Source organism: Afifella sp. JA880 (assembly GCF_025379905.1).
Lineage (GTDB): Bacteria > Pseudomonadota > Alphaproteobacteria > Rhizobiales > Afifellaceae > Afifella > Afifella aestuarii.
In genome coordinates this window covers 1-873 of sequence record NZ_JAOANH010000007.1, presented here as the reverse complement: position 1 = coordinate 873, position 873 = coordinate 1, and the positions used below count along the sequence as shown (strand labels likewise).

General features: G+C 63.9%; 1 protein-coding gene. It reads left to right on the top strand.

Features of this window, described 5'->3' with window-relative positions; translation table 11 throughout:
- The coding region (locus tag NYQ83_RS17740; protein WP_261216275.1) for an elongation factor Tu at window positions 1-858 on the top strand (858 nt) is incomplete at its 5' end.
- Window positions 859-873: the final 15 nt, after the last annotated feature.

The window sequence follows — 873 nt, the reverse complement described above, 5'->3', positions numbered from 1 at the left end:
CCGATGCCGCAGACGCGTGAGCACATTCTGCTCGCCCGTCAGGTCGGTGTTCCGGCGCTTGTCGTTTACATGAACAAGGTCGACCAGGTTGACGACGAGGAGCTTCTTGAGCTCGTCGAGCTCGAGGTTCGCGAGCTTCTGTCGTCCTACGAATTCCCGGGCGACGACATTCCGGTGATCAAGGGCTCGGCGCTTGTGGCGCTCGAGGACGGCGACAAGGCGCTTGGCGAGGATTCGATCCGCGCGCTGATGGCGGCTGTCGACGAGTACATCCCGACGCCGGAGCGTCCGATCGACCAGCCGTTCCTGATGCCGATCGAAGACGTGTTCTCGATCTCCGGCCGCGGCACGGTCGTGACGGGTCGTGTGGAACGCGGTCAGATCAAGGTGGGCGAGGAAGTCGAGATCGTCGGCATCCGCGACACCCGCAAGACGACGGTGACGGGCGTCGAGATGTTCCGCAAGCTGCTCGACAGTGGCCAGGCGGGTGACAACATCGGCGCGCTGCTTCGCGGCATCGACCGCGAGGGCGTGGAGCGCGGGCAGATCCTGTGCAAGCCGGGTTCGGTGACGCCGCACACGAAGTTCAAGGCGGAAGCGTACATTCTGACGAAGGAAGAGGGTGGGCGGCACACGCCGTTCTTCACCAACTACCGTCCTCAGTTCTACTTCCGGACGACGGACGTGACGGGTGTCGTGACGCTGCCGGAAGGCACCGAGATGGTGATGCCGGGCGACAATGTGACGATGGACGTGACGCTGATCGTGCCGATCGCGATGGAAGAGAAGCTGCGCTTCGCCATCCGTGAAGGCGGCCGCACCGTCGGTGCCGGCATCGTCTCCGAAATCATCGAGTAACCGCGATCGGGCGTG